Origin of the sequence: Virgibacillus sp. (assembly GCF_013393565.1) — a bacterium.
Taxonomy (GTDB): Bacteria; Bacillota; Bacilli; order Bacillales; family Amphibacillaceae; genus Virgibacillus; species Virgibacillus dokdonensis.
On sequence record NZ_JABXHF010000086.1, the window covers coordinates 1 to 15,483 of the forward strand.

Below are 15,483 nucleotides of genomic sequence, written 5' to 3' on the forward strand. Positions count from 1 at the left end.
TGATTTAACATACGATCCATTCGTTTAAAAGTATATACTATTCAAAAAATGGATGAAGGGCTACCTCTCATGCCTGTTGTCTTTTTTTCATTGTGTACAAATAACATATATCAGAAAATTCTGTTACCTATGTCTCAAATGGAAAATTAACGCTTGACTTGAAGCATTACTTTTTATGCAACGCTAGTGCTTCGTTTCTTAAAGTTATGCACATGTGGATATCTGACTAAAACTCATCTCCCTTTTTCACAAGTTGCATAAGCATTGGATATACGTGTAAAATAAAAAATCCTATCTAGCTGAAGAACTAGATAGGATCTATAGCGTTGCTTTAGGGTTGAATAACAATATGTCGATGTGGTTCATTACCGTCAGAATAAGTAGTAATAGCCTTATTTTCCTGTAGTACGTTATGAATAATTTTTCTCTCAAAAGCAGGCATAGGCTCTAAAGCTACCTTTTTATTTAAGCGAACTGCTTTATCCGCCATTCTATTCGCCAACGCTTCTAATGTTTCTTTGCGACGTTCACGGTATCCTTCTGCATCCAATGTGACTGTGTAAAATTCAGAAGCATTTTTATTCATCGCCAAATGCAACAAATATTGTAGCGCATTTAACGTCTGACCTCTTTTTCCAATCAATAAAGCAATATCATCGCCTGTTACTTCATACGTAACATGATGGTCTACTACAGTCGTCTGCACCGTTGCAGAAACATTCATTTGTTCGAATATTTGCTGCAAATATTTTTCCGTTTTTTCAATTGGATTTTCAACGATTTTGACTTTAACGTAAGCACGTTTCGTACCAAATACGCCGAACAATCCCTTTTTACCTTCATCAATGACATCAACTTCAACTTGGTCCCTGGTTGTTTTTAACTGCTCTAAAGCTGCCTGGACCGCTTCTTCAACTGTTTGTCCACTAGCAGTTATTTCTCTCACTTTTTGTCTCCTCCATTATTTGCAGCCATCATTGGCTTACGAATAAATAACGTTTGAGCAACCATAAAGATATTCCCTACTACCCAGTATAACGCTAAAGCAGACGGGAAGAAAATAGCAAAGACACCGATCATGATAGGCATAACATAAAGCATAACCATCATTTGCGGATTTTGTGCAGCAGGACTTCCTGCCATCATCAACTTTTGCTGTAGGAATGTCGCCCCACCAGCAATTAATGGTAAAATAAAGAATGGATCTGGTTCCCCTAATTGGAACCATAAAAAGCTATGTGTTTTAATCGTTTCTGTTCGCATAATCGCATGATACATCCCAATTAAAATTGGCATTTGAACGAAAATCGGTAAGCAACCGGCAAGTGGATTTACACCATGCTTTTGGAATAAAGCCATGGTCTCCTGTTGCAACTTTTGCTGGGTATTCGCATCTTTTGAACTATATTTTTGTTGCAGCTCTTTCATCTTTGGCTGAATATCTTGCATCGCCTTCGAGCTTTTTAATTGTTTCACATTTAATGGCAACAGTAATAAACGAACAATAATTGTTACGAGAACGATTGCCAGTCCATAATTCTCATTAAATAATTCTGCAAAATAAGTGATAAGCCATGAAATTGGATATACGAAGTACTGGTTCCAAATTCCTTCACTTTCACTCGTAATCGGCTCGTTTACTTCTGTACAACCAGATAAAATTGCCAGTAAACCAATAAGCACTACTAGCAACCAAAAATTTTTACGCAACACATTTCCTCCTAACTCTATATTAAAAAACTAGACTTATCGCCAATTCTTATAGCGAAAGCTGTCATTTTTCTTATACGATAAACCAAAAATTTTTATACTTTCCTATACTATAGTACTAGTAAAAGACAAGTTTTTCTGTCACCTATCGTTATTTTAACTTAAATAAAGGGAAGATTCTATATTAAATTTATTGATTTTTTAACAATTGTTCTTTATATAACAAATGGGTTAAACTTTTTTTGATTTCCGAAAAGGTCATTTGCTTTGCTGGCTGTCTCGCAATGATAACAATATCATATGGATAAGCAATTTCGTCCTTTAGCTCAAAGAAAGCCTGTCGCAAATATCGCTTAATACGATTTCTTGTTACTGCATTCCCAATTTTTTTACCAACTGATAGCCCCATTCGGAAATGCAACTGTCCCTCTCTCTTCACATAATAAATAACGAGCTGACGGTTTGCAAAGGATTTCCCTGCTTTAAAGGCATATTGAAAATCACTATTTTTCTTAATTCGATATTCTTTCTTCAAATTGATCACCTTTACTACATTAAAAACTACATACACGGATGGAAGATTCATTCATTTTATGTAAAGAAAATCTTCGCCAATGTTACAATTTTATTTAGAAGAACTTAGCTGCTCACCAGCCCATGGCAGAAAACGCTATCGTTATTTCTGAAAGAAATAAGAAAGTATAAAATTTGTTTGTTGCTTTTGGATACCAATTTAACGGAATAGCCACGTCCGGCTCCAGTGCCCAGCAACGAGGCGACTTCACTCCATTGCCTAAGCTAAGTCACTATCGGTTCGTGCTAAATAGGAAGCCCACTAAAAACGGGCTTACCTTAGTGCGTCAGCATACCCCTGTTGTAGGGCATGGTTCCTAAAACTTTAGTTGATTCGTTCCACTCGCTACGTTGCTAACCGTGCGCCCCGCGCCTTTGTTCTACGATAAACGGTAAAATTTTTATACTTTCCTACTAGTGAAAAAAAGACCACTGATGGTTCAGTGGTCTATGCTGACAAGACTTTTCTACCCTTACGACGACGACGAGCAATTACTTTACGACCATTTTTCGTGCTCATCCGTGTACGGAAGCCGTGTACTTTTTTACGTTTACGATTATTAGGTTGAAACGTTCTTTTCATTTATCTTGCACCTCCCTAAGGGATGAATTATACCATTTCTTAATCCTTCATCAGACAGTCTTTGTAATTATACGTAAAAATAAGGGTATCTGTCAACTTGTTCTTATTAGAAAAACTTGTCCTTCTTACAAAATCTTTATAGATAAAGCCCATCGATTCACTTTCATTTAATAAACTCCCTTACATATCCACGTATGTGCCAAGTTATTTTCGACATAGTTATAACCTCTACATCTCCGGCAATCTATTTATGTACACTTTACTGGGTTCTATAAACAAACAAGTTAAATATAGATAGTAACCGCTACGAAAAAACACTACGCTAGATTCCATGATAAAGGCCTCTTTCAAATGTATTTGCCCCACTAAGCGTCCATTTTATAATAGAGTGCCTTCTCTTTTTTTGCTAAAAACTAGTCTTCAAGTCCTCCCCAGAAATATTTCATATATCCACAGCCTCTGTTGACAGATAAATATCCCCTTTTCTCTATCCACAACAATTATCGACAAATCATTCACAAAATATAGTGGTGTGGATAAATTTTGTCTACAAGCTATGGACTTTGTGGATAAGCGTCGAAAAGCCATTGCACTTCTTACTTTTTTCTGATATTATATTTGTGTTTAACCTGTGAAAATAAAAAAAAGCAACTACACTTATACACAGTTTGTGGATAAGGTGTGGATACTTATAAACATACTTGTTTTTAAGGTTATCAACAACAATGTGGATATCGTTTATAAATCTATCTTTCCCTTTTACTCATCAATTATATTTATCCACAGACAAGAAATTACGATATGGAGATTACCATATGCCTTTCCATCTAGAAAATTGTTCATGGAACATGGACTATAGGATTGAGAGAGGCTTTTTCTGTCATGTATATGCTACTAACATAGAAAGATGACAATATTTCATTCTCTGTCATCAACTTGATTGGTTAACCGTTATATACGGATTAATGAATGATCTATCTACTATTAGAAAGGAGTGAACTCCTGATTGGAAAATATACAAGAAATATGGACTGCAGCGCTTGAAAAGATAGAAGAAAAAATTAGTAAGCCAAGCTTCGATACGTGGTTAAAAAATACCAAAGCAGAAACTTTAGACAAAAATACGCTCATCGTCTCTGCCCCCAATGAATTTGCTAGAGATTGGTTAGAAAATCAATATACGAGGCTTATTTCGGAAATCTTAACAGAAATAACCGGAGCTGAAATAGAAACTAAGTTTATTATTCCTAGTACGACTAAAGATGCAGAAGCTGTTCCTACATCAAATCAAGGGAAAGGAAACGAGCTTAATGATCACTCGAAATCTTTGTTAAACGCAAAATACACATTTGATACGTTTGTCATCGGAGCTGGTAATCGTTTTGCACACGCTGCTTCTTTAGCTGTAGCTGAAGCGCCAGCAAAAGCATATAACCCCCTATTCATCTACGGTGGAGTTGGCTTAGGGAAAACCCATTTGATGCATGCAATCGGTCATTACGTTCAAGATCATAATCCGGAAGCTAAAGTCGTTTATTTGTCTTCAGAAAAATTTACCAATGAATTTATTAACGCCATTATGGATAATAAGACCGTCAATTTTCGCAATAAGTATCGCAATGTAGATATTTTATTAATTGATGATATACAATTTATTGCCGGAAAGGAATCAACACAGGAAGAGTTTTTCCATACATTTAATGCACTGCATGATGACAACAAACAAATTATTATCTCTAGTGACAGACCTCCAAAAGAAATTCCTACACTGGAGGATCGACTTCGATCAAGGTTTGAATGGGGATTGATTACGGATATTACTCCACCTGATTTGGAGACTCGAATTGCTATTCTAACTAAAAAAGCTAAAGCAGAAGGTCTTGATATTCCTAATGAAGTAATGCTCTATATTGCAAACCAAATTGATACAAATATCCGTGAATTAGAAGGGGCACTCATTCGTATCGTTGCCTACTCATCACTGGTTAATCAAGACATCGATGCTTCCCTTGCAGCAGATGCTTTAAAGGATATTATTCCTAGTAATAAACCAAAAGTAGTTACCATTGCTAGTATTCAAGAAATAGTTGGTGAGAGATACAATGTTCGGTTGGAAGATTTTTTAGCTAAAAAACGTACAAAATCCATTGCTTTTCCTCGTCAAATAGCTATGTATTTATCAAGAGAAATGACCGATTCTTCTCTGCCTAAGATTGGAGAGGAATTTGGAGGAAGAGACCATACAACCGTCATTCATGCGCATGAAAAAATATCCAAATTGATCGATAAAGATACACAGCTAGCTAAAGAATTGGAAGAGCTTAAAGAACAAATAAAATCAATGTAAAGCAGCTACTAAATGTCCATTATAGATGCAAATCTATTTCTTTAACATGTGTTTATGCTTATAATAAAAAAACTTTAGGGTAAGCGATCTTCTTAAACCCCCTTTTCAACACTAAAATGGATGGCTACTTTATTTTGGCTTGTTAACAATGTGTATAAGCAGTACTTACTTATGTACAAGTTATCCACATGTGAATAACTTGTACAAGTTGAATGTTTGCTAGTTTTCCACATACTAACAGGCCTTATTATTATTACTATTATTTTTTATTAATAAATATATATATGTATGCAGGAAATAAACGTACAAAAATGTAAACATAAATATATAGGAAACTTCCATTAGGAGGAAAAATATATGAAATTTGTTATACAGCGAGATCAACTAATGACGGCCGTACAAAACGTCATGAAGGCTATTTCATCTCGTCCAGTTGTCGCTATTTTAACGGGAATAAAGTTGGAAGCAAGAAAAGATGGAATAACATTGACAGGAAGTGACTCTGATATATCCATCGAATCTTATATTCCAGCTGAAGAAGAGGGAATTATTCATGTAGATCATATCGAAGAAGGTAGTATTGTACTTCAATCCAAATATTTTCCTGATATTGTTCGCAAACTTCCAGAACAAATTGTGGAAATAGAAGTTGATGAAAGTTTAAAAGTAACGATTCGCTCAGGTAAAGCAGAATTTAATCTAAATGGACAAGATGCAGCAGAATATCCACAACTACCTAAATTACAAACAGATGACAGTTTTGAACTCCCAATTGACCTTTTAAAAAGCTTAATTAAACAAACTGTTTTTGCGGTATCAACCATGGAAACAAGACCTATTTTAACTGGAGTGAATATGAGATTAGCTGATCAAACACTCACTTTCTCAGCGACAGATAGTCATCGCTTAGCTTCACGAACCGTTCCCGTAACAGAAACGACGAATGAATTTTCAAATGTGGTTGTGCCAGGAAAAAGCTTGAATGAATTAAATAAAATCATGGATGATAGCGAAGAAAAAATTCAAATCAGTGTAACGAATAACCAGATTTTATTCCGTACGAAGCATTTGCAATTTTTGTCTAGACTACTTGATGGCAATTACCCTGAAACATCACGTTTAATTCCTGATGCGAGTAAAACGATCTTATATGTAAGTACTAAAGATTTATTACATACAATCGATCGTGCATCTTTATTAGCTAAAGAAGAGCGAAATAATGTTGTTCGTTTAACAACGAAAAATAATAATATGGTAGAAATCGCCAGTAATCATCCAGAAATAGGGAATGTCACTGAAGAAGTTTCCATTTCCTCTATGGAAGGTGAAGATTTAAAAATATCGTTTAGTTCAAAATATATGATTGATGCGTTAAAAGTAATTGATTATGAAGAAGTAAAAATTGCTTTTACAGGTGCTATGCGCCCATTTATTATCCAACCAGTTGAAGATGATTCGATTCTGCAATTGATTTTACCCGTACGCACATATTAAACAGATGAAATAAGAAGCCGAACAATTATAAACAGATTGTTCGGCTCCTTTGCATTAGAAGAGAGAACAAAGGCGTAAGCGCCCGGTTAGCAACGTAGCAACTGGAACGAATTAACTGAGATAAAGGAATTACGGTGAGGCGACGAACCGATGATGAATTATCGCCAAGTCTTATGGCGAAAAAACGCTGTCGTTTTTTATACTATAAAGTTTTAAACTTTTATATTTTCCTATAGTTAAAAAAGCTTTACATGTTATTTTACACCTGAACAAAGCTAAAAACAGCTTTTACAAACAGATTTAAAGCCTTACAGAGACTTTATTTTAGAAAAGAAGTAGGATACCTTTCCTTAAAGGCAAATCTTTAGTAAAATAGGAATATGAGAGATTGAGCGTCATTCTTTTATATCGTTATATATTGAAAAGACTGCTAACATGCAATGGAAGGTTACAAAAAGTATTAATAAGAAAAGAAAATGAGTGATAAACAATGTGTGAAAAAATAATGATTCAAACGGAATATATCCAATTGGGGCAGTTTATAAAATTAATCAATATCTTAGACTCTGGCGGTATGGTGAAAGCATATTTACAAGATGTTGGTGTACTTGTAAATGGCGAGCGTGAACATCGTCGTGGAAGAAAGTTATATGCTGGTGATAAGGTAGAAATAGATGAAGTTGGATGTTTCCAAGTGGACCGAGAATAGATATTTACAAACCAACTGCTGTAGTTCATAGATAGTCGCCACAAACAAAAATGTTTTAGCTTCCACAAAAATGAATCTGCATAATTTTACAAGCTAAGAAGCTGTGAAAACCTAGCGAACTATTTCCTGAATAAAGAGGATGAAACATGCATATACAACAACTCCAATTAAAAAATTATCGCAATTATGAATGCCTAGATATGACTTTTGATCATGCAATTAATGTGATTATAGGTGAAAATGCACAAGGGAAGACAAATTTAATGGAGGCTATTTACCTATTAGCGTTTACGAAGTCCCACCGCACCCCCAGGGAAAAGGAACTAGTTAAATGGGAAGAAGAGTATGCTAAAATAGAAGGTAGAGTAACCAAACGAAATCAGTCTTTTCCGCTTGAAATTGTCATTTCCGCAAAGGGGAAAAAGGCAAAATTAAATCGCATGGAGCAAAAGAAATTAAGTGACTACATTGGAGCCTTTAATGTCGTAATGTTTGCTCCAGAGGATTTAACACTTGTAAAAGGTGCACCACAAGTTCGCAGACGGTTTATGGACATGGAACTAGGTCAAATCCAACCGCGCTATATTTATCATCTAGGCCAGTTTCAAAAGATTCTTAAACAGCGGAATCACGTATTAAAGCAATTACAACGACAATCTACCCAAGATCGAACGATGTTGTACGTTTTAACCGATCAGCTTATTAAACATGCCGCAACTTTATTAGAAAGGCGGTTTGTTTTTTTGACTTTGCTAAGAAAATGGGCTAGTCCAATTCATTATGGTATAAGCCGTCAGTTAGAAACATTGCATATTGCTTACGCCCCGACAATAGACGTATCAGAAGAAGCTAATAAGGGAAAAATAGCAGATATATATAATCGTAAATTTAGCGAAATTGAAGATAAAGAGATCGATCGGGGAACAACGTTAATTGGTCCCCATCGAGATGATTTATTATTTTATGTAAATGATAAAAATGTACAAATTTACGGTTCACAAGGTCAACAACGTACGACAGCTTTAGCGGTTAAATTGGCGGAAATTGAATTAATTTATAACGAAGTCGGGGAATATCCGATCTTACTGCTAGATGACGTCTTAAGCGAATTAGATGATTACCGACAGTCCCATTTATTAGAAACTATTCAAGGAAAGGTGCAAACCTTTGTCTCCACAACAAGTGTAGATGGTATTCAGCATGAAACATTAAACCAAGCAGCCATTTTTCGGGTGAAGGATGGAAAAGTAGAATCTTAAATACGGGGGAATCGTCATGTTTATCCATATTGGAAATGACCATGTGATACGTTCCAATGATGTTATTGCGATCATTGATTACCATCTAATTTCATCATCAACGATAATGGAAGAATATATGGTAGCAGCTGCTACAGAAAAAAAATTAGAAGGTACACAGGAAGAAGCAAAATCCGTCATGATAACAAAAGATTGCATTTATTATAGCTCCTTATCTGTATCTACACTGAAAAAAAGAGCAAGTATGATTTCAACGATTAGTAAGCTTGATGATTTTTCAGATGATATAAAAGAACTGGAATCGGAAGAAGTATAGAAATGGAAGTGAGAACATGTCAATGGATGATAAAGTCATGAAGGAACAGGCGTATGATGCAGACCAGATTCAAGTTTTGGAAGGTTTAGAAGCTGTACGAAAACGACCTGGAATGTACATTGGATCAACAAGTGAAAAGGGATTACATCATCTCGTATGGGAAATTGTAGACAACAGTATTGATGAAGCTTTAGCCGGTTATTGTGATCACATTGAAGTATTTATTGAAAAAGATAATAGCATTACGGTTAAAGATAATGGGCGTGGAATACCTGTTGATATTCAGAAAAAAACAGGTAGACCAGCGTTAGAAGTCATTATGACTGTACTACACGCCGGCGGTAAATTTGGCGGTGGCGGTTATAAGGTTTCTGGAGGACTTCATGGTGTTGGTGCTTCCGTCGTAAACGCCCTTTCCTCAAGTTTAGAAGTTTATGTTCACCGAGACAGTAACATTCATTTCTTACGGTTTGAAAAAGGTGTCCCTCAAGGGGAAATAAAGGTTATTGGCGAAACAGATATTACTGGTACCATTGTTCATTTTACGCCAGATCCCACTATTTTCGATGAAACGACAGAATATAATTTTGATACATTAGTACAGCGTCTTCGTGAATTGGCATTTCTAAATAAAGGTTTGACAATAACCATTGAAGATAAACGTACGGATAAGGAGCCTGTTAGCTACTGTTATGAAGGTGGTATTTGTTCTTATGTAGAGTTTATTAATCAAACAAAAGAAGTCTTGCATGAGCCTTTCTACGCAGAAGGAGAAGACCAAGGAATTGCTGTAGAAATAGCACTTCAGTATAATGATGGGTTCGCAAGTAATTTATATTCCTTTGCGAATAATATTCATACGTACGAAGGTGGTACACATGAAGCTGGTTTTAAGACAGGGCTAACCCGCGTCATTAATGACTATGCCAGAAAGAATAATCTATTTAAAGAAAACGATCCGAATTTATCTGGGGAAGATGTCCGTGAAGGTTTGACAGCAATTGTTTCTGTTAAACATCCAAATCCACAATTTGAGGGACAAACGAAAACGAAATTAGGAAATAGTGAAGTTCGAACAGTGACAGATTCTGTTTTTAGTGAACTATTTTCTAAGTTTTTATTTGAAAACCCTACTGTAGCTAAAATTATTGTAGAAAAAGGATTAATGGCTTCTAGAGCACGTGACGCAGCTAAAAAAGCACGAGAATTAACACGTAGAAAAGGCGCTTTAGAAGTATCTAATTTACCTGGGAAATTAGCAGACTGTGCTTCTAAGGATGCGTCCATTAGTGAATTGTACATTGTGGAGGGAGACTCAGCTGGAGGTTCCGCAAAGCAAGGTCGAGATCGGCATTTTCAAGCTATTTTACCTTTAAGAGGAAAGATTTTAAACGTGGAGAAAGCACGTTTAGATAAAATCTTGTCGAACAATGAAGTACGTTCCATTATTACAGCATTAGGAACAGGCATTGGCGAAGATTTCGATATTTCCAAAGCCCGTTATCATAAAATAGTTCTAATGACAGACGCGGATGTAGATGGAGCCCATATTCGTACGCTATTACTTACTTTCTTTTATCGATATATGCGACCGTTAATCGAGCATGGATATATATATATTGCTCAGCCGCCGCTTTATAAAATTCAGCAAGGAAAAGCTGTTCACTATGCATACAATGATAAAGAAATGGAGCAAATCTTAGCAGAATTGCCAAAAGCGCCTAAGCCTGGATTACAGAGATATAAAGGTCTGGGAGAAATGAATGCAACGCAGCTTTGGGAGACGACGATGAGTCCTGATACGCGTACATTACTACAGGTAGAATTATCTGATGCAATCGATGCGGATCAAATTTTTGATGTACTCATGGGTGATAAAGTAGAACCAAGACGTAACTTTATCCAAGAAAATGCACAATATGTAAAAAATCTTGATATATAAAATGTAATGGAAAACTGGAGATAAGATAAGTTTTTCTAACACAATTACCAAATGAATCGGATAAAGACATAATACATTTAATACTGCTTGGTTATATGAGTAAAATGGAGGTAGTCGGATAATGGCGGATCAACAACGTCCAAAAGTACAGGAAATTAATCTCGGAAAAGAGATGCGTACATCATTCCTAGATTATGCTATGAGTGTAATTGTTTCTCGTGCATTGCCTGATGTTCGTGACGGTTTAAAACCTGTACATCGTAGAATATTATATGCAATGAATGATTTAGGTATGCATGCAGATAAAGCGTATAAAAAGTCAGCACGTATTGTAGGAGAAGTAATTGGTAAGTACCACCCACATGGTGACTCAGCTGTTTACGAAGCCATGGTGCGTATGGCACAAGATTTTAGTTATCGAAATATGCTTGTTGATGGGCATGGGAACTTTGGTTCGGTTGATGGCGATTCAGCAGCGGCCATGCGTTACACCGAAGCAAGAATGTCGAAAATTTCTATGGAATTACTAAGAGATATTAATAAAGATACCATTGATTATGCCGATAACTATGATGGATCGGAAAGAGAACCTGTCGTTTTTCCAGCACGTTTTCCGAATTTGTTAGTGAATGGTGCATCTGGTATTGCGGTAGGTATGGCGACTAACATTCCACCACATAATTTAGGAGAAACGATCGATGCGGTACTCGCATTGAGTAAGCATCCAGATATTACGATTGATGAGTTAATGGGAGAGTATATTCATGGGCCTGATTTCCCAACTGCTGGGCAAATTCTCGGTCGTAGCGGGATTCGAAAAGCATATGAAACAGGAAAAGGTTCCATTACTGTTCGAGCAAAAGTAACAATTGAAGAGACAGCGAACGGGAAGCCGAGAATTATCGCCACTGAATTACCTTATCAAGTAAATAAAGCAAAATTGATTGAAAAAATTGCGGAGCTTGTTCGAGACAAGCGCATTGATGGTATAACGGATTTGCGTGATGAATCTGATCGTGACGGTTTAAGAGTCGTTATAGAGCTTAGACGTGATGCCAATGCGAATGTTGTTTTAAATAATTTGTACAAGCATACCGCATTGCAAACAACATTTGGCATTAATATGTTAGCACTTGTTGATGGACGTCCAAAAGTGTTAACGATTAAACAATGTTTGGAGCATTATTTAGAGCATCAAAAAGTAATTATAAAACGGCGAACAGCATTTGAATTACGCAAAGCAGAAGCAAGGGCACATATTTTAGAAGGATTGCGCATTGCACTTGACCATTTAGATGAAGTGATTACACTAATTCGTAACTCCAAAACGACAGATATTGCCCGTAACGGTTTAATGGAACGTTTTGATTTATCAGAAAAGCAAGCACAAGCCATTCTAGATATGCGTCTGCAACGCTTAACAGGCTTAGAACGCGAAAAAATTGAAGATGAATATAAAGAATTAAAACAGCTCATTGAAGAATTGAAAGCCATTCTTGCAGATGAAGAAAAGGTTTTAGAAATCATTCGTGAGGAGCTTGCTGAAATCAAAGAACGTTTTAATGATGATCGGCGTACAGAAATTGTAATTGGTGGTAGTGATTTCTTTGAGGATGAAGATTTAATCCCTGAAGAAAATATTGTGATTACGTTAACTCACCAAGGTTATATTAAACGCCTTCCTTCTTCCACTTATCGCACGCAAAATCGCGGTGGCCGTGGTATACAAGGTATGGGAACGAACGAGGATGATTTTGTTGAGCATCTTGTCTCTACTTCGACACATGATACGATTTTATTCTTTACGAATAAAGGAAAAGTATACAGAGCGAAAGGGTATGAGATCCCTGAATTTAGTCGAACTGCAAAAGGGATACCAATTATTAATTTGTTGCAAGTAGAAAAAGGCGAGTGGGTCAATGCAGTAATAACTGTTAATGACTATATAGAAAATCAATTTTTATTCTTTACGACGAAGCATGGTATTTCTAAGCGCACTTCGCTAGCGCAATTTGCTAATATACGAAAAGGTGGTTTAATCGCAGTAGGTCTTAGAGAAGACGATGAACTTATATCTGTACGTCTGACAGATGGAATGAAAGATATCATGATCGCGACTAAAAATGGATATCTCATTCGTTTTCCTGAAGACCAAGTTCGTCCAATGGGAAGAAGTGCAGCAGGTGTAAAAGGTATTTCTTTACGAGAAGATGATGAAGTTGTATCGATGGAGATCTTACAAGAAGATGCGAATATTCTCCACGTGACGAATAAAGGTTTTGGAAAACAAACGCCAGAGTCGGAATACCGCACGACGAACCGTGGTGGGAAAGGTATATTCACTTGTAATCTAACAGAAAAAACTGGTCACGTTGTTGCAGTTAAGGCGGTTTCTGGAGAAGAAGATTTGATGTTGATTACCGTAGCTGGTGTGCTTATTCGTATTCCAGTTGAAAGTATTTCGGTCACAGGAAGAAACACAATGGGGGTTCGTTTAATTCGTTTGCATGAAGATGAAGAAGTAGCAACAGTTGCTCGAATCGAACCAGATGAAGAGGAAAATACAGATCAAGAGCAAGAACAAGACGAAGCGGAATCGAGCCACGAATAAATTTCAATGAAACGGATCTACTAGTAGACATGAATGGATAGATGGTAACGGAGGGAGTCCTCCCTCCAGCCACTAACCATGGTGTGGCAGTTTTTAATCATCGTTTTGAAATCGATTACATAAAGGCGAAGGGGGGAATTTACTTGTGGGTTGAAACCAATGCACTTTCACCAGGTTGTGTGTTGCTTCGCGATGTGAAAGGCAAATCACATCGTGCTATCATTCCTAAGCATACAGTGCTTACAGAGGAACATATTACTGTTTTACATAAGTTTCTCATTGAAAAAGTCGATGTTTCCGAAAAACAGGCTGAAGGCCACATACAGAAAGAAGTGCAAACCGAAACGGTAAAAGTGGCTACACATCCTACCACATCTTTTTCTAAGCAATATCAACGTACTGTCCAACAATACAAAAAACTATTTGCTAAATGGCAGAACAGTGCGCGCATTGATATTACAGAAGTTCGTGCTTTAATCATACCATTATTAGATAACATGGAAGAGATAAATAAGTATGTATTTAAATTGCATCATTATGCTAAAAAAGAAGATTACATCTACCATCATCATATAGCCGTGGCGATATTAGCAGCGTATATTGGTTATAAATCTGAATTTCCTAAAGGAGAATGGTTGCAATTAGGGTTAGGAGGATTGTTGAGTGATTGTGGAATGGCAAGGATAAATCCTATCATTATTGAAAAAGAGACTATGCTAACGGAAGCCGAAATGAATGAAATTAAAAACCATCCAACATATTCCTATCAATTCATTAAAAACGTGCCTATTCTAAAGTCAGACATAAAACAAGCCATTTCACAGCATCATGAACGACTTGATGGTAGCGGGTACCCTTCTGGGTTAAAAGAAAGGAAAATCAATCGGTATGCTCGAATCATAGCTATTTGTGACACCTACCATGCAATGACGTGCGAACGTTACTATAAACAAAAGCAGTCTCCGTTTAAAGTTATAGAAGTATTGCAGACCGAAAAGTTTACAAAGTTAGATCCAGAAATTATTCAGTTATTTATACAAATGATGACACAGTTTTCGATTGGTACGAAGGTGAAGCTATCCAATCAAAAAACAGCTGAAATTGTATTTACGGATGAAAAGAAACCAACTCGTCCTATGGTACGGTTAGAAGATAATCAAATTATTGCTTTAGAAAATTATCCTGACTTATTTATTGAAGTATTATTGTAATGGCTTCCTTGGATTGGAGGACAAAAAGCAGTATAGATCTAATAGGGAGAACAAAGGCGCAAGCACCCGTTTAGCAACGTAGCGACTGGAACGAATCAACTAAAGTTTTAGGAATCATGCTCCTGCAACAGGAGTATGCCGGCGCCCTCCGGCAAGCCCGTCTTTAGTCGGCCTCCCTATTTAGAACGAACCGATGATGACTTATCGTAGGGCGATTTCGTGAAGTCGCCTAGTTGCTGGGTGCTGGAGCCGGACATGGCTATTTCGTTGAGTCCGTATGCCAAAGCAACAAATTTTATACTTTCTTATCTTTTTAGAAAAACTCGTCTTTTCGCCAATTCTATGGCGGAAGAACACCGCCATTTTACTTATACTATAAACCATAAAAACGCTATACTTTCCTATAGTAGAAAGATAAGGAGACTTCTTTCTACACGTTTTTCAAAGAAGTCTCCCAGATTTTAATTAATCCACTTTAAGGGGTTTTATCCGTAATTACACATTTTGTTTCTAAATTTTACGTTGCTTGTATAATTCATTCATAAGTAAAGCTGGTGTTTTCCAAGCTGCCAATTCTAAAAAATGTGATATATAAGGGAAATCAACATCAGCTTTATGGACAAAAAGGTCGCCCCACCATTCCGTTTCATAGCGACCGAGCATACTTAAATTGTAAAGTACTAAGTAATGAACCATTACCTCATGGATGGGGAAAAAATCTTCCCGAT

Annotated in this window: 13 protein-coding genes; 8 read left to right on the forward strand and 5 right to left on the reverse strand. The window is 36.5% G+C overall.

The features are described from left to right. Window positions 1-331 precede the first annotated feature (331 nt). From jag to rpmH, 4 genes are all read right to left on the reverse strand, one after another. Window positions 332-946 (reverse strand): RNA-binding cell elongation regulator Jag/EloR, encoded by a 615-nt coding sequence (gene jag / locus HLX49_RS15105; protein WP_077702083.1) that lies wholly within the window; start codon window positions 944-946, stop codon window positions 332-334. Further along, entirely contained in the window at window positions 943-1,710 is a 768-nt protein-coding gene (gene spoIIIJ, locus HLX49_RS15110; RefSeq protein ID WP_296362925.1) for a YidC family membrane integrase SpoIIIJ, read from the reverse strand. Before spoIIIJ ends, jag begins: the two co-directional genes overlap by 4 nt. Before the next feature lie 190 nt (window positions 1,711-1,900). Beyond that, window positions 1,901-2,245 carry a ribonuclease P protein component gene (gene rnpA / locus HLX49_RS15115; RefSeq protein ID WP_077702085.1) on the reverse strand — a complete coding sequence of 115 codons (345 nt, stop codon included), beginning with the start codon at window positions 2,243-2,245 and terminating at the stop codon, window positions 1,901-1,903. Between the two features lie 486 nt (window positions 2,246-2,731). Continuing rightward, window positions 2,732-2,866, reverse strand: a complete 135-nt coding sequence (gene rpmH / locus HLX49_RS15120; RefSeq protein ID WP_050350585.1) for a 50S ribosomal protein L34 — start codon at window positions 2,864-2,866, stop codon at window positions 2,732-2,734. Between the two features lie 1,006 nt (window positions 2,867-3,872). Between rpmH and dnaA the strand changes: the two genes are divergently transcribed. The 8 genes from dnaA to HLX49_RS15160 all read left to right on the forward strand — a co-directional run bounded on the left by dnaA (window position 3,873) and on the right by HLX49_RS15160 (window position 14,755). Next, complete coding sequence (gene dnaA, locus HLX49_RS15125) at window positions 3,873-5,213, forward strand: chromosomal replication initiator protein DnaA (RefSeq protein WP_077702086.1); 1,341 nt, start codon at window positions 3,873-3,875, stop codon at window positions 5,211-5,213. A gap of 357 nt (window positions 5,214-5,570) precedes the next feature. Further along, window positions 5,571-6,707 carry a DNA polymerase III subunit beta gene (dnaN, locus tag HLX49_RS15130; RefSeq protein ID WP_077702087.1) on the forward strand — a complete coding sequence of 379 codons (1,137 nt, stop codon included), beginning with the start codon at window positions 5,571-5,573 and terminating at the stop codon, window positions 6,705-6,707. Window positions 6,708-7,197: 490 nt separating this feature from the next. After that, window positions 7,198-7,416 carry a S4 domain-containing protein YaaA gene (gene yaaA, locus HLX49_RS15135; RefSeq protein WP_077702088.1) on the forward strand — a complete coding sequence of 73 codons (219 nt, stop codon included), beginning with the start codon at window positions 7,198-7,200 and terminating at the stop codon, window positions 7,414-7,416. 146 nt (window positions 7,417-7,562) lie between these two features. Then, the gene (recF, locus tag HLX49_RS15140) at window positions 7,563-8,675 is read left to right on the forward strand and encodes a DNA replication/repair protein RecF (RefSeq protein WP_296362934.1); all 1,113 of its coding nucleotides are present in this window, start codon (window positions 7,563-7,565) and stop codon (window positions 8,673-8,675) included. Between the two features lie 16 nt (window positions 8,676-8,691). After that, window positions 8,692-8,991: an extracellular matrix regulator RemB gene (gene remB / locus HLX49_RS15145; RefSeq protein WP_077702090.1), complete on the forward strand. Its 300-nt coding sequence runs from the start codon at window positions 8,692-8,694 to the stop codon at window positions 8,989-8,991. A 16-nt stretch (window positions 8,992-9,007) separates the two neighbouring features. Further along, the gene (gene gyrB, locus HLX49_RS15150) at window positions 9,008-10,933 is read left to right on the forward strand and encodes a DNA topoisomerase (ATP-hydrolyzing) subunit B (protein WP_483372458.1); all 1,926 of its coding nucleotides are present in this window, start codon (window positions 9,008-9,010) and stop codon (window positions 10,931-10,933) included. A gap of 121 nt (window positions 10,934-11,054) precedes the next feature. Continuing rightward, window positions 11,055-13,544, forward strand: coding sequence for a DNA gyrase subunit A (gene gyrA, locus HLX49_RS15155; protein WP_296362937.1), 2,490 nt, complete (start codon window positions 11,055-11,057; stop codon window positions 13,542-13,544). 143 nt (window positions 13,545-13,687) lie between these two features. Further along, window positions 13,688-14,755: an HD-GYP domain-containing protein gene (locus HLX49_RS15160; protein WP_237342810.1), complete on the forward strand. Its 1,068-nt coding sequence runs from the start codon at window positions 13,688-13,690 to the stop codon at window positions 14,753-14,755. Between the two features lie 510 nt (window positions 14,756-15,265). Here HLX49_RS15160 and HLX49_RS15165 read toward each other — a convergent pair. Next, a partial coding sequence (locus HLX49_RS15165; RefSeq protein WP_296362941.1) for a YaaC family protein occupies window positions 15,266-15,483 on the reverse strand: 218 nt, incomplete at its 5' end.